Annotated in this window: 14 protein-coding genes and 4 tRNA genes; 7 read left to right on the top strand and 11 right to left on the bottom strand. The window is 59.8% G+C overall.

Going from position 1 to position 14370, the window contains the following annotated elements:
- Nucleotides 1-56: 56 nt before the first annotated feature.
- The 8 genes from GNF76_RS25930 to gltX all read right to left on the bottom strand — a co-directional run bounded on the left by GNF76_RS25930 (nt 57) and on the right by gltX (nt 4257).
- Nucleotides 57-488 carry an acyl-CoA thioesterase gene (locus tag GNF76_RS25930; protein ID WP_155585918.1) on the bottom strand — a complete coding sequence of 144 codons (432 nt, stop codon included), beginning with the start codon at nt 486-488 and terminating at the stop codon, nt 57-59.
- Between the two features lie 49 nt (nt 489-537).
- Nucleotides 538-1371, bottom strand: coding sequence for an alpha/beta fold hydrolase (locus tag GNF76_RS25935; RefSeq protein ID WP_155585919.1), 834 nt, complete (start codon nt 1369-1371; stop codon nt 538-540).
- A 28-nt stretch (nt 1372-1399) separates the two neighbouring features.
- Nucleotides 1400-1939 carry a TetR/AcrR family transcriptional regulator gene (locus tag GNF76_RS25940; protein WP_155585920.1) on the bottom strand — a complete coding sequence of 180 codons (540 nt, stop codon included), beginning with the start codon at nt 1937-1939 and terminating at the stop codon, nt 1400-1402.
- Between the two features lie 178 nt (nt 1940-2117).
- Nucleotides 2118-2193, bottom strand: a tRNA-Glu gene (locus GNF76_RS25945).
- Between the two features lie 78 nt (nt 2194-2271).
- Nucleotides 2272-2347, bottom strand: a tRNA-Ala gene (locus GNF76_RS25950).
- Between the two features lie 50 nt (nt 2348-2397).
- Nucleotides 2398-2473, bottom strand: a tRNA-Glu gene (locus GNF76_RS25955).
- 79 nt (nt 2474-2552) lie between these two features.
- Nucleotides 2553-2628: transfer RNA gene (locus GNF76_RS25960), tRNA-Ala, on the bottom strand.
- A gap of 147 nt (nt 2629-2775) precedes the next feature.
- Nucleotides 2776-4257 (bottom strand): glutamate--tRNA ligase, encoded by a 1482-nt coding sequence (gene gltX, locus GNF76_RS25965; RefSeq protein ID WP_155585921.1) that lies wholly within the window; start codon nt 4255-4257, stop codon nt 2776-2778.
- A 195-nt stretch (nt 4258-4452) separates the two neighbouring features.
- Between gltX and GNF76_RS25970 the strand changes: the two genes are divergently transcribed.
- Both GNF76_RS25970 and GNF76_RS25975 read left to right on the top strand, forming a co-directional pair.
- Entirely contained in the window at nt 4453-5499 is a 1047-nt protein-coding gene (locus GNF76_RS25970) for an HlyD family secretion protein (protein WP_155585922.1), read from the top strand.
- Complete coding sequence (locus tag GNF76_RS25975) at nt 5489-7039, top strand: MDR family MFS transporter (RefSeq protein ID WP_155585923.1); 1551 nt, start codon at nt 5489-5491, stop codon at nt 7037-7039. Before GNF76_RS25970 ends, GNF76_RS25975 begins: the two co-directional genes overlap by 11 nt.
- Before the next feature lie 101 nt (nt 7040-7140).
- Here GNF76_RS25975 and uvrB read toward each other — a convergent pair whose 3' ends face one another.
- A complete protein-coding gene (uvrB, locus tag GNF76_RS25980) occupies nt 7141-9156 on the bottom strand; it encodes an excinuclease ABC subunit UvrB (RefSeq protein WP_155585924.1) in 2016 nt (671 codons plus the stop codon).
- Nucleotides 9157-9502: 346 nt separating this feature from the next.
- Between uvrB and GNF76_RS25985 the strand changes: the two genes are divergently transcribed.
- From GNF76_RS25985 to GNF76_RS25995, 3 genes are all read left to right on the top strand, one after another.
- Nucleotides 9503-10699 (top strand): amino acid aminotransferase, encoded by a 1197-nt coding sequence (locus GNF76_RS25985; protein WP_155585925.1) that lies wholly within the window; start codon nt 9503-9505, stop codon nt 10697-10699.
- A gap of 411 nt (nt 10700-11110) precedes the next feature.
- Complete coding sequence (locus GNF76_RS25990) at nt 11111-11320, top strand: hypothetical protein (protein ID WP_155585926.1); 210 nt, start codon at nt 11111-11113, stop codon at nt 11318-11320.
- A gap of 37 nt (nt 11321-11357) precedes the next feature.
- A complete protein-coding gene (locus GNF76_RS25995) occupies nt 11358-11516 on the top strand; it encodes a DUF2986 domain-containing protein (protein ID WP_155585927.1) in 159 nt (52 codons plus the stop codon).
- Between the two features lie 189 nt (nt 11517-11705).
- Here GNF76_RS25995 and GNF76_RS26000 read toward each other — a convergent pair whose 3' ends face one another.
- Nucleotides 11706-12662 carry an alpha/beta hydrolase gene (locus tag GNF76_RS26000; protein ID WP_155585934.1) on the bottom strand — a complete coding sequence of 319 codons (957 nt, stop codon included), beginning with the start codon at nt 12660-12662 and terminating at the stop codon, nt 11706-11708.
- A gap of 443 nt (nt 12663-13105) precedes the next feature.
- On the opposite strand from GNF76_RS26000, the gene GNF76_RS26005 reads away from it, so the two are divergent.
- Nucleotides 13106-13438: a DUF6124 family protein gene (locus GNF76_RS26005; RefSeq protein WP_155585928.1), complete on the top strand. Its 333-nt coding sequence runs from the start codon at nt 13106-13108 to the stop codon at nt 13436-13438.
- 22 nt (nt 13439-13460) lie between these two features.
- Here the strand turns inward: GNF76_RS26005 and GNF76_RS26010 are convergent, their stop codons facing one another.
- Complete coding sequence (locus tag GNF76_RS26010; protein ID WP_155585929.1) at nt 13461-13694, bottom strand: hypothetical protein; 234 nt, start codon at nt 13692-13694, stop codon at nt 13461-13463.
- 235 nt (nt 13695-13929) lie between these two features.
- Here GNF76_RS26010 and GNF76_RS26015 point away from each other — a divergent pair, with 235 nt between their 5' ends.
- Nucleotides 13930-14307: a c-type cytochrome gene (locus GNF76_RS26015; protein WP_155585930.1), complete on the top strand. Its 378-nt coding sequence runs from the start codon at nt 13930-13932 to the stop codon at nt 14305-14307.
- Nucleotides 14308-14370: the final 63 nt, after the last annotated feature.

The raw sequence follows: 14370 nt of genomic DNA on the forward strand, positions 1-14370 counted from the left end.
AACAAAAAACGTGGCGCAGTTTACTGGGTTTCCCACAGCAACCGTTAACCCCTGCGTCAGATAGGCAATGCCGGGCCGTAGCCGTCGATAAACTCCGCGGGCATGCGCTTGGGCTTGCCGCTGGACAGCTCGATGCACACAAAGGTGGTTTGCGCCCGCAACAAGGTGGCACCGTCACTCGGGCGAACCAGTTGAAAACGGCGGGTCATTTTCAAGCGTTGATCCCAGTCGACAATCCACGTCGCCAGTTGCAGTTCGTCGCCCTCATAACCCGCCGCCAGGTAGTCGATCTCATGGCGCACCACGGCCATGGCGCGATCCAGGCGTCGGTATTCGGCCAGGTCCAACCCCAGACGCTGGGAGTGACGCCAGGCGCAACGTTCCAGCCAGGATACATACACCGCGTTGTTGGCGTGGCCCAGGCCGTCAATATCCTCAGGCGCTACCTGCAGATCGATGATAAACGGCGATGCCAAATCCCAGCCCATGCTTTGCTCCCGGTCGATTAATGTCGGCGGCAGCAGTGTAACCCATGGCTCAGGCGGTTTGCCGCTCCGGCAGGCGAGAACCGGCCAGCAACGCCAGCACGCCCTCGATGACTCGCGGATCGGCCAATACCTTCTGGTGGCCACCCTGCTCCAGGCGCATCAGGCGGCTGTCAAACCACGCCTCATGGATCATCTGTGAAGCCTTGACCGGAACAAACGTGTCGTCTTCGGCGTGCACGATCAAGCCCGGCATGTTCATTTGATAATGGGCCACATCCAGATGCTTGAGCGGCATCCCCAAGGAGAACTCGACTTGCTGGATAAACGCCGAACGCGCCCGAGCCGGCAAGCCGACCACGCCGGCAAACCCACGCAACACATCGAGAAAACGCGACGGCGCAGCAATGCTCACCAGCGACTCGGTGCGCAGCCCCAACTGGACAGCCAGCATCGCGCTGGCGCCGCCCATGGAGTGACCGACTACGGCATGCAAGGGCGGCAATTCGGCAGCGGCTTCCAGCATGGCCCGGGCAAACAGCAGCACATGCGCTTCACGCCCGGGCGAGCGGCCGTGCGCCGGGCCTTCCAGGGCAATCACTGAGTAACCGGCGCCCACCAGCGCGGTGATCAGGCTGGCAAACTGCGTCGGGCGCCCTTCCCAGCCGTGCATCAACAACACCGCAGGGCCTTGGCCCCAGCGCAGCGCCGACAAGCCGAAACGCAAGGTCATACGCTCCGATTGCGCCAGCAGCGGCAGCTCCCAATCACGGGGAGGATGGTTACGAGGCGTCATAAACGCCCGGCGCATCTTGTTGGCCACCGTTTGGGGTGCCAGGCGACCCAAGGTGCCATTGACGCCACGAATCCATTTAAGTGCGCTCATCACTCACTCCCAAGGCCCAAGGCCGTCCTCAGCGCACTGCCGACTTGGCCGCGCGCAACATGCGATCCGACAACTCTCCCGGCCCAAGGGCGCGGGCCAACGCCAAGCCACCGACCATCAACGCCATGTCAGCCAAGGCTTTGTCGGTGTCTTCAGGACTGGCGGCCAACTGGGCCGCCATTAGTTCAACGTGCTCGTTGAGCACCCGGCGGAAGTCGTCCGGCAAGCGGCCCATCTCCCCCACCGTGGCAGGAATCGGGCAGGCCTGGGCCGTAGAGTCCCGGTGTTTGCGTGACAGGTAGAACGCTGCCACCAGGGCACGTCGTTCTTCACCCGTCAGCTCGGCGTCCATGTCGTCGATGGACGCACGACGCTGGGCCAGCAATTGATTGAAGGCCTCCAGCATCAACGCGTCCTTGCTTTCGAAATGGGCATAGAAACCGCCCACGGTCAGCCCCGCCGCGCCCATGACTTCGCCGACGCTGGGCTCGGCCGGGCCACGCTGGACCAGCGCGGCACTGGCGGCCTGAAGAATGCGTTCACGGGTTTGCGCTTTTTTATCGTTCATCGCTGCCTCCGAATATTACGAGTAAAATATTATTCCCATAATAATATTTAGCAAGTCATTGAGTTGACCATTGGTCAGAAGAATTATCAGGGAGAGAGGAAATCGGCAAACGCCAGACAAACAAAAGGGCCATTCAATAATTGAATGACCCTTAAAAATCCCGCAGAGCGGGTAATCGTGGCGTCCCCTAGGGGACTCGAACCCCTGTTACCGCCGTGAAAGGGCGGTGTCCTAGGCCACTAGACGAAGGGGACACAAACCTTCTATACAACATGATCAGGCTGAGTCTGATCAGTTCAAGGACGGTGTGGCCAGACCTTGAACGTGTAAATTGGTGGAGCTAAACGGGATCGAACCGTTGACCTCTTGCATGCCATGCAAGCGCTCTCCCAGCTGAGCTATAGCCCCGGATTTTTCGCCTCGCGGCGCAGCAGACCTTTCGAGCTGCTTGTTGAAACTGGCGTCCCCTAGGGGACTCGAACCCCTGTTACCGCCGTGAAAGGGCGGTGTCCTAGGCCACTAGACGAAGGGGACACAAACCTTCTATACAACGTGATCAGGCTGAGTCTGATCGAATTCAAGGACGGTGTGGCCAGACCTTGAACCTGTAAATTGGTGGAGCTAAACGGGATCGAACCGTTGACCTCTTGCATGCCATGCAAGCGCTCTCCCAGCTGAGCTATAGCCCCTCGTCGGTGAGGACGGGGCGAATCTTAAGGGCGTATTGGAAAGCTGTCAAATTTTTTTTCAACAATTTCCAAAATTTTTTGCCGACATAACAATCACTTACCGACTAAACCCCGGAAAACCGGGGTTTAATCGTTACAACTGCTTACTCAGGCGATAGCGCCCAGCAGCTTTTCCCATTCCTTGTTTTCTTTCTTCGACACACCACCAAGCAAATCAAGGGCTTGGCGCAGGCGGAAACGGGTCAGGTCCGGACCGAGAATTTCCATCGCATCCAGCACCGACACCGAGCTGGCTTGCCCGGTGATCGCGGCAAACATCAATGGCATGGCATCGCGCAGTTTCAGCTCGAGGGATTCAACCACCGCCTGGATCGTCGCGGTGATCGCATCCTTCTCCCACTGACGCAGGCTTTCGAGCTTCCACAGGATCAACTGCATCAACTGACGAACCTGATCGCCCGAAAGCTTCTTGGACTCGAACAGCTTGGCATCCGGGTTCACGCCACCGGCAAAGAAGAACCCGGCCAACGGTGCGATCTGGCTGAAGGTTTCCACCCTGCCCTGCACGTGCGGTGCAATCTTCATCATGTACTCGGGGTTCAACGCCCATTGCTGCACACGACTGGCGAACTCCTCTACCGGCAAGTCGCGCAGCCACTGGCCGTTGAGCCAGGACAGTTTCTCGACGTCGAAGATCGGCCCACCCAGGGACACGCGGGACAGGTCGAAGTTATCAACCATTTCCTGCAGCGAGAACTTCTCGCGCTCGTCCGGCATCGACCAGCCCATGCGGCCCAGATAGTTGAGCATCGCTTCCGGCATGAAGCCCATGCGCTCGTAGAAGGTGACCGAGGTCGGGTTCTTGCGCTTGGACAGCTTGCTCTTGTCCGGGTTACGCAGCAGCGGCATGTAGCACAGCTGCGGCTGCTCCCAGCCAAAGTACTCGTAGAGCAGGATCAGCTTCGGGGCCGATGGCAGCCACTCTTCGCCACGCAGTACGTGGGTGATGCCCATCAGGTGGTCGTCGACCACGTTGGCCAGGAAGTACGTCGGCAGGCCGTCGGTCTTCATCAGCACTTGCATGTCCATGCGATCCCACGGGATCTCGACATCGCCACGCAGCATGTCCGGTACCACGCAGACGCCTTCGCTCGGCACCTTCATGCGGATCACATGCGGCTCGCCAGCGGCCAGGCGGCTGGCGACTTCTTCCTTGGACAGCAGCAGTGCACGGCCGTCATAGCGCGGGGTTTCGCCCCGGGCCATTTGCTCGGCGCGCATCTGGTCCAGTTCTTCGGCGGTGCAGAAGCACGGGAAGGCATGGCCCATGTCGACCAACTGCTGGGTGTACTTTTTGTAGATCTCGCTGCGCTCACTCTGCCGGTACGGGCCATGCGGGCCGCCGACGTCCGGGCCTTCAGCCCAGGTGATGCCCAGCCAGCGCAAGGCATCGAAAATCTGCTGTTCAGACTCACGGGTCGAACGCAGTTGATCGGTGTCTTCAATCCGCAGGATAAATTCACCGCCATGCTGCTTGGCAAAGCAGTAGTTGAACAAGGCGATGTAGGCAGTGCCAACGTGGGGATCCCCAGTGGGCGATGGCGCGATGCGCGTGCGGACGGTGGTCATGGCGGGTCTCGAATGGGCAATAAAACTGAAATTGAAACAAGGGGCGAATGGTAACAGCCCCAGGCACTCGGGCTCCAGCGTACGAAGGCTAACAAAGGGCATATAGGCCAAGCTTCGGTCTAAAGCCCAGAACGGCTATTGGCCAGAACATTGACTGGCTATATTCCATTACCTTTTGTTACCGACATCGCCCTCATGCCTGCCCCACTCAAACGCCGCCTGTTTATCTTCCTGTTTATCGTGGCCCTGGTCGCCGCGGGTTTCTTCGCCCAGTGGTTCTTCAAGGGCCGCTTTTATGAAAGCACCGACAACGCCTACGTCCAGGGCGAGATCACCCGTGTGTCCAGCCAGCTCGGCGCGCGGATCGTCGAGGTGAAAGTGGGCGATAACGAGCACGTCGAAAAAGGCCAGTTGCTGGTCAGGCTCGAAGGTGACGACTTTCACCTCGCCGTCGACCGCGCCAACGCCGCCCTTGCCACCCGCGAAGCCGAACGCTTGCAGGCCCAGAGCAAGCTGACTCAGCAAGCCAGCCTGATCGCTGCCGGTGAAGCCCAGGTGTCGTCCAGCCAGGCCAGCCTGGGCCGCGCGCAGATCGACCTGTCTCGCGCCCAAACCCTGCGCAAGCCCGGCTATGTCTCGGAAGAACGGGTCACCACCCTGTCTGCCGACAACCATATCGCCCGCTCCCAGGTCGCCAAGGCCCAGGCCGACGTGCAAGGCCAGCGCCAGCAGGTCAATGCCCTGAGTGCCGAAATCAAGCGCCTCGATGCACAGATCGCCAACGCCCGCGCCGACCTGGCCCAGGCCGAGCTGAACCTGACCCGCAGCGAAATCCATGCGCCCATCAGTGGCCTGATCGGCCAACGCGCCGCGCGCAATGGCCAATACGTGCAGGCCGGCGCCTACCTGTTATCGATCGTCCCGGACCAGGACATCTGGATCCAGGCCAACTTCAAGGAAACCCAGATCGGCCACATGCAGGCCGGGCAAAAGGCCGAACTGACCTTCGACGCCTACGGCGACACACCGATCGAGGCGCGGGTCGACAGCCTGTTTGCCGCTTCCGGCGCGCAGTTCAGCCTGTTACCGCCAGACAATGCCACCGGCAACTTCACCAAAGTCGTACAACGGATTCCGGTGAAACTGACCTTTGCCGCCGACAACCCGCTGCACGGCAAAATCCGTCCCGGCATGTCGGTGACCGTCAAAGTGAACATCAAAGACCCAAACGATGGCCGGTGATCAACTGCTGCGCCCTGTCGGCGAACCGACCCGGCGCGACTGGATCGCGGTGATGAGCGTGATGCTCGGCGCCTTCATGGCCGTGCTCGACATCCAGATCACCAACTCGTCCCTCAAGGACATCCAGGGCGCGCTGTCGGCCACCCTGGAAGAAGGCTCGTGGATTTCCACCTCGTACCTGGTGGCGGAAATCATCATGATCCCCCTCACCGCCTGGCTGGTGCAGTTGCTGTCGGCACGGCGGCTGGCGGTGTGGGTCTCGGCGGGGTTCCTGGTCGCCTCCTTGATGTGCTCCATGGCCTGGAGCCTGGAAAGCATGATCGTGTTCCGCGCCCTTCAGGGCTTTACCGGCGGCGCGCTGATCCCCCTTGCCTTCACCCTGACCCTGATCAAACTGCCGGAACATCACCGCGCCAAGGGCATGGCGATGTTCGCCATGACGGCCACCTTCGCCCCTTCCATCGGCCCGACCATCGGCGGCTGGCTCACCGAAAACTGGGGCTGGGAATACATCTTCTACATCAACATACCGCCCGGCCTGCTCATGATCGCCGGGTTGCTGTATGGCCTGGAGAAAAAAGACTCCCACTGGGAACTGCTGAAAAGCACCGACTACCTCGGCATCGTCACCATGGCCGTAGGCCTTGGGTGTTTGCAGGTGTTTCTTGAGGAAGGCCATCGCAAGGACTGGCTGGAGTCGAGCCTGATTGTCAGCCTGGGCACCGTCGCCCTGTTGAGCCTGATCACCTTTGTGATCGTGCAGATGTCCAAGCCCAACCCGCTGATCAACCTGCGCATCCTCGCCAACCGCAACTTTGGCCTGTCGAGCATCTCCAGCCTGGGGATGGGCGTGGGGTTGTATGGCTCGATCTACCTGTTGCCGCTGTACCTGGCGCAGATCCAGAACTACAACGCCCTGCAGATCGGCGAAGTGATCATGTGGATGGGCGTTCCCCAGCTGTTCCTGATTCCGCTGGTGCCCAAGCTGATGAAATACGTATCGCCAAAATGGCTGTGCACGTTGGGCTTCGGGCTGTTTGGCCTGGCGAGTTTTTCCTCGGGAGTGCTCAACCCGGACTTTGCCGGCAGCCAGTTCAACCAGATCCAGATCATCCGCGCCCTGGGGCAACCGTTGATCATGGTGACGATCTCGTTGATTGCCACCGCGTACATCCTGCCGCAGGACGCGGGGTCGGCTTCAAGCCTGTTCAACATCCTGCGCAACCTGGGCGGCGCGATCGGGATTGCGCTGCTGGCGACCTTGCTGGATGCGCGAACCAAGACCTACTTTGATTACCTGCGCGAGGCGATTGTGCCGAGCAATCCGCAGGTGGCGGAGCGGATGGCGACGTTGACCGAGAAGTTTGGCAATGAGACGGCGGCGTTGGGCAAGCTGAGTGAGATTGCGCATCAGCAGGCGCAGATCATGGCGTATAACGATGCGTTTCACTTTGTGGGGTTGGCGCTGGGGGTCAGTATGGTGGCGATCTTGTTGACCAAGGCGTTGCCGGCGGGGGTTAAGGCTGGGGAGGCGCATTAGACCGAGGTGCGGCCATCGCAGGCAAGCCAGCTCCCACACGTGACCGCATTCCAATGTGGGAGCTGGCTTGCCTGCGATGAGGCCCCAACAGTCACTGCCAATCAAACAGCCAACAGCCGCTCACGCAACTTGCCAATCTCATCGCGCATCTGCGCCGCCGCCTCAAACTCAAGATCCCGCGCCAACTGGTACATCTTCTCTTCCAACTGACGAATCCGCTTGGTGATCTCACTCGGCGAGCGCAGTTCGTTCTCGTACTTGGCGTTCTCCTCGGCTGCCTTGGCCATGCCCTTGCGCTTCTTGCTGCGCGAGCCCGGCACGGTGGCGCCTTCCATGATGTCGGCGACGTCCTTGAACACACCCTTGGGCGTGATGCCATTGGCCAGGTTGAACGCAATCTGCTTGTCACGACGGCGCTCGGTCTCGCCAATCGCCCGCTCCATGGAACCGGTGATCCGGTCGGCATACAGAATCGCCCGGCCATTGAGGTTACGGGCGGCGCGGCCAATGGTCTGGATCAACGAACGTTCGGAGCGCAGGAAGCCTTCCTTGTCGGCATCGAGAATCGCCACCAGCGACACTTCCGGCATGTCCAGGCCTTCGCGCAGCAGGTTGATCCCCACCAGCACGTCGAACGTGCCGAGGCGCAGGTCGCGGATGATTTCTACCCGTTCCACGGTGTCGATGTCCGAGTGCAAATAGCGCACCCGCACGCCGTGGTCGGCCAGGTAGTCGGTCAAGTCTTCGGACATGCGCTTGGTCAGCGTGGTAACCAGCACCCGCTCCTCCAGCGCCACGCGTTTGCTGATTTCCGAGAGCAGGTCATCCACCTGGGTCAACGCCGGGCGGATTTCAATTTGCGGGTCTACCAGGCCGGTCGGGCGTACCAGTTGCTCGACCACACGCCCGGCGTGCTCCGCTTCGTAATTACCCGGCGTGGCCGAGACAAAAATCGTCTGCGGGCTAATATTTTCGAACTCGTCGAAGCGCATCGGTCGGTTATCCAGCGCCGACGGCAGGCGGAAACCGTATTCCACCAGGGTTTCTTTACGCGACCGGTCACCCTTATACATCGCGCCGACCTGCGGCACGCTGACGTGGGACTCGTCGATCACCAGCAAGGCGTCGGCCGGCAAGTAGTCGAACAGGGTCGGTGGCGCCTGCCCGGATTCGCGGCCCGAGAGGTAGCGCGAGTAGTTTTCGATACCGTTGCAATAACCCAGCTCGAGGATCATCTCCAGGTCGAAGCGGGTACGTTGTTCCAGGCGCTGGGCTTCCACCAGCTTGTTGTTGGAGCGCAGGTATTCCAGGCGTTCGGCCAATTCTTCCTTGATGCCGTCGATCGCGCCCAACAGAGTTTCCCGCGGGGTCACGTAGTGGCTTTTCGGGTAGAAGGTGAAGCGCGGCAGCTTGCGGATCACTTCGCCGGTCAATGGGTCGAAGGCCGACAGGCTTTCGACTTCATCATCAAACAATTCGATACGGATCGCTTCGAGGTCGGATTCCGCCGGGTAGATGTCGATCACATCACCGCGCACACGGAAGGTGGCCCGGGCGAAGTCCATGTCGTTGCGGGTGTATTGCAAGTCGGCCAGGCGACGCAGCAAGGCGCGCTGGTCGAGCTTGTCGCCACGGTCGACGTGCAACACCATCTTCAAATAGGTTTCCGGGCTGCCCAAGCCGTAGATGCACGACACCGTGGTGACGATGATCGCGTCCTTGCGCTCCAGCAACGCCTTGGTCGCTGACAGGCGCATCTGCTCGATGTGGTCGTTGATCGACGCGTCTTTCTCGATAAACGTGTCGGACGACGGCACGTAGGCTTCCGGCTGGTAGTAGTCGTAGTAGGAAACGAAGTACTCCACCGCGTTGTTCGGGAAGAACGCCTTGAACTCACCATACAACTGCGCGGCCAGGGTCTTGTTCGGCGCCAGCACCAGGGTCGGGCGATTGATCTGGGCGATGACGTTGGCAATGCTGAAGGTCTTGCCTGAGCCGGTCACCCCGAGCAGCGTCTGGTGGGCCAGCCCGGCCTCGATGCCTTCGACCATCAGGCGGATGGCTTCCGGTTGATCGCCGGCAGGCTCAAAGCGGGTGACTAACTGGAAATCCGACATAACGTACCTCTGAAGTCACCCCGGGCCGGTCAAAAACGGCGGGGACGAAAAAGACCGCGACCCGCGACTTCTCAGTGCAGGTGGCAGGAAAAAAACCATGATAGCTGTAGAAGTGGTGGCGAATGTGACGGGTTTCAAGGCAAACGTCCTACATGCCATGGGGCATCCATGTTGCAATAAGACTAACGGTCGAGAAATAAACCGAAAAACTTGGCCGAAAAGCCATTTCGGCTGTCGCCGCGAGCGGTGATGGCCTCTATACTAGCTCCCCGTTTGTGCACCGCTCTAGTGCAATCGGCTGGAGCGTGACACGTCCCTCCTTTCCCCACTCAGAGCCGCCGCAAAAATGAGCCTGTTCTCCGCTGTCGAAATGGCACCACGCGATCCAATCCTGGGCCTCAACGAAGCATTCAACGCCGATACCCGGACCACCAAGGTGAACCTTGGCGTGGGCGTTTACTGCAACGAGGAGGGGAAAATTCCACTCTTGCGTGCCGTTGCCGAAGCGGAAGCCATTCGCGTGGCGCAACACGCCGCCCGTGGCTACTTGCCGATCGACGGCATCGTCGCCTATGACCAGGCCGTGCAAAAGCTGCTGTTTGGCAATGACTCGCCGCTGATCAGCTCCGGCCGCGTCATCACCGCCCAGGCTGTCGGCGGTACCGGCGCCCTGAAAATCGGTGCCGACTTCCTCAAGCAACTGCTGCCCAACGCTGTCGTCGCCATCAGCGACCCAAGCTGGGAAAACCACCGCGCCCTGTTCGAAGCGGCCGGTTTCCCGGTGCAGAACTATCGCTACTACGACGCCGCCACCCACGACGTAAACCGTGCCGGCCTGCTGGAAGACCTCAACGCCCTGCCGCCGCAGTCCATCGTTGTGCTGCACGCCTGCTGCCACAACCCGACCGGCGTCGACCTGAGCCCGGCCGACTGGAAACACGTGCTGGACGTGGTCAAGGCGAAAAACCTGGTGCCGTTCCTCGACATGGCCTACCAGGGCTTTGGCGACGGCATCGACGAAGACGCCGCTGCAGTGCGCCTGTTTGCTGAATCGGGCCTGACCTTCTTTGTGTCCAGCTCGTTCTCCAAGTCGTTCTCGCTGTACGGCGAGCGCGTCGGTGCACTGTCCATCGTCACCGACTCCAAAGAAGAAAGCGCGCGCATCCTGTCCCAGGTCAAACGCGTGATCCGCACCAACTACTCCAACCCGCCGACCCACGGCGCAGCGGTTGTGGCAGCGGTGCTGAACAACCCTGAGCTGCGCGCCCAGTGGGAAGCCGAACTGGCCGAAATGCGCCTGCGCATTCGCGGCATGCGCGAGCAGATGGTGGCCGAACTGGCCAAGGCCGCTGCGGGCCACGACTTCAGCTTCGTCGGCCGCCAGCGCGGGATGTTCTCCTACTCCGGCCTGACCGTTGAACAAGTCACCCGCCTGCGCAACGAGTTTGGCATCTACGCCCTCGACACCGGCCGCATCTGCGTGGCCGCGCTGAACCAGGCGAACATCGGTGCCGTGACCAGGGCGATCGTTCAAGTGCTGTAAGCCTGAGCGCGCTGCAAAAAAGGGGAAGCCAACATGGCTTCCCCTTTTTCATGCGCGATACTCAACATTGCGCAGGAGCCTGATCTCTGTAGCCGCTGCCGAGGCACGAGGCTGCGATGGGCTGCGCAGCAGACCCCGAGGGCGGTCCTGCGGCCCGCATCGCAGCCTCGCTAAAGCTCGACAGCTGCTACGTGGAGATAGAGATGCTGTAGGCCTGACCGCGATGCTCAACGTTGCACAGATCAAATGTGGGAGCTGGCTTGCCTGCGATAGCATCACCTCGGTAGGGCTGATACACCCAGGTGCCCGCATCGCAGCCTCGCTAAAGCTCGACAGCCGCTACGCGGAGATAGAGCTTTGAGCCCATAGCCCCTAGACTGAACCCCAACTGCCCTTTGCTGTGAGAACCCCATGAGAAACGACGACCTGGACCTGCGTGCCGACCGCGACGAGCTGGACCACTTCACCCCTCGCGCCCCTCAAGCCAAGCGCCAGAAAAGCCTCGTGCTGCAAGTCGCCCTCGGCGTCTTCCTCGGCGGTTTAGCGTTGTGGCTGGTGCAACTCGGCGCCGGCGCCCTGATCGCCAAGCTGGCCATGGGTACCCTGCAGTTCGGCGGCTGACCCATCCATTCAAACAGTTACCCGCTGAGCAGACACCATGAACCGCCGCAAAAAAATCAAGCAGCTCTTAAAGGCCCACGCCAAAAAGGCCAGCGCCAAATTAGCACCCGCCAGCAAGGATAAATACATCAGCAAAGCTGACCGACTGAAGCTGGAAGCTGAACCCACTCAGGACCAGCCCTTTCAAGATCTTTGAAAAAAACAGGCCCATTAAGCGCGCGCACTGAACCTGTAGCCGCTGCCGAAGAATGAGGCTGCGATGGGCTGCGTAGCGGCCCCAAGGCGGCGGTCCTGCGGACACGCATCGCAGCCTCGTGCCTCGGCAGCGGCTACAGGTTCGGAGAGCCGTAAGGCTGTTTTTCAAAGGCCTTGAAAGTGCTGCCACTCAGGACGAAAGCACTTCCTCCGAGCGCTGACCCACCCTCCGCGCCTCAATACGCGCCGTGATCCACTCACGGCTGTAAGCAAGCACACTGCTGGCCATCGCCGTCGGAAAATGAATAAACCCATGGGCCGCCGACGGCAACAGAAACACCTCAACCGATGCCGACTTCACCCACCGCCCAGCCAAATCGAGCGTGTCGTCCCTCAGCGGGTCCAACTCACCAACAAACATCAGCGCAGGCGGTAAACCGGCAAAGTCGCCATACAGCGGCGACAACGGCGGCTGCCGGCGTTCCTCGTCGCTCAGGCCCGGCGTGAGCAACCGCAACGCCTCAACCATCCCGGGCCCGTCCAACAGCAGCGTTTCAGGCCCCGCCGCACGTACGCTCGGCGTACCCGTCAAATCGTAAACGCCGTAATACAACAGCGCCCCGCTCACCCGCTCAAGCAACCCGGGCCACTGCTTCAACGCCAGCAACGTGGCCGCACCAAGATGCGCCCCGGCCGACTCCCCTACGACAATCACCGGCAGACCGGCAAATTCCTGACAGTCATCCCCCAGCAGCCAGCGGGCGGCCACCAGACAGTCCTCCATCAGGCCTTCAACCGGCGTGCTGACCGCAAGCCGATAATCCACCGAGACCACCGCCACATCGCACGCCTTCACCATGCCCGCGTTAAGGTCATCATCCATCTGCGCATTGCCGATCACCCACCCACCGCCGTGGATATCCAGCACCACGCCTTTGGCTTTGCCTTTCGGCCGGATAATGCGCACAGGCACAGAGACGCCACCCACACTCACCCACCGGCTTTGCGCCTCAAGCCCGTGCTTGAGCAACTTGCCCGCGCCGGCCATTTGACTGGCGCGCAACAGCGCCTGGATCATACGGGGCGTGAAGCGATTGCGGATTCGAAAACGCGGCAACCAGGCGAGCTTCTGGTTGAAGCGCTGCATTTGCGCCAACTCACGTTCGCTGGCGGGCCAGAGCTTGTGGGTTCCCAATTCGAAACTCCTTCTTGGCGGTGATTGCGCAGGGTAGAAACATTCAACACGGCTTCGCCCGGGTAAGAAATCAGGCGCTTTGAAAGACAGTAGCACCTTGCTCCGTTGCCTACGCTTGCGTCAGAATCCGCCGGCTTGTGCGCTTGGGTAGGGGTCTCTAAGGTTGCTCGGTCGCTGAAAACTCAGTGATCGGGTTTAGTAGCCCTTGGGTCAATTACACTTCGTGCATGAGCTTCATCTATCAGACGTTCCTGTCTGTGCTTGATGGTGGCTGTGCGTAGGGCACCTTCGGGTGCGCCGGCTTTGTGTAATTCCCCGGTCTACTAACCTGCGTACAGCTGCCACCCTTTTTGTTTAGTAGCTAAAGGGGGTCGGCCCAATTCAGGAATTACACCATGTTCAAAGTAACGCCGAACCCTCCAAACACCCCGGACCTGAAACTCCACCAGGCTGCCCAGCGCGCCATTAATCACTACCTCGGCCCCGGCACTGATGCCGAGACAGCTCCAAAGACAGCCGCCCTTTTTAGCGTCACCGCCGGCGCCAGCAACGAAACCCTGATCGCCAACAGCTACGAAACCACCTCCTCCATCAGCGCCCTGCTGCTCGACCTGTCCGACGAACTGACCGGCAAAGACCGCGACGTCGCGCTGGCCATTCACCAACTGAGCGAATTGAGCGTATTGCTGATCGGCAAACTGATGGACCGCGAAACACCGTGCCGCTAAAGCCCAACGCGGTCCTGCGGGACTAGCCCTTCAACTCACCCAACCGATGACTCGCCGCGTCGTCATAAGCCACATACAACGACTCGGCGATTTGGCTTTTGATGGCCTTGGCGCTTTCCAGGCCCAACACAAAACCCTCGGCTTTGCCGCCTGCGCGGTTCAGGTCTTCTTTCGTGTCAGCACCGGTGATGGCGTCGAGGAGCTTGATGGCGTGCGGGCCTACGCCTTTGGGAAGGCTGATTTGGTCGATGCTCATGTGCGATACCTTGGGGGATTGAAGTCGGTAGCGCGTGAAACCACTGCCGGGGTGGCATGGTAGACCAGCGTGGGGATTAAAGGGCTGGTTTCGGCCAAGAGCGGTCACCGGGATGCGCCGGGAAAACGAGTTGAGCATCAGAAATGACTGTGAGTGCCAACGCGATGGCTGATATCTTTCCCGCGCTCCAAATCGCGTCCAATCGACGCTGATCCCATCAAGGAAGATAAAAACAATGAAAATATTATTCATCGCTTCGCTAGGAATTTTATCGCTGACTCAAACATCACTATCCTTCGCGGATAATGCTAATGGAAAAAATCTCTATCTACAGCGATGCAGCATGTGCCACGGAATGGATCTCAAAGCAACAGGACCACTGGCCAATAAAAGCAATCCTCCTGCACCTGATTTAACAACATCCACTTTCAAAAAACGATTGAATGATTATCCGGGCGTGATTGTATCTTCGATAATACTTCGCCCAAATGGAGACTTGATTCCAAGAACCTTGCGTGAGAATGGTGTAAAGCTATCGCCGCACTCATGGAGCATTAAAGATCTGCGCGATTTGAATCAATACATGGGTGGTGTGATTTCAAAAAATCGATGATTTTTGAGATGAGAGGTAGGCACAGAGATCTAAAGGCCATTTCCGCAAAAAGGGGGCGGATTT

Source organism: Pseudomonas spelaei (assembly GCF_009724245.1).
Classification (GTDB): Bacteria; Pseudomonadota; Gammaproteobacteria; order Pseudomonadales; family Pseudomonadaceae; genus Aquipseudomonas; species Aquipseudomonas spelaei.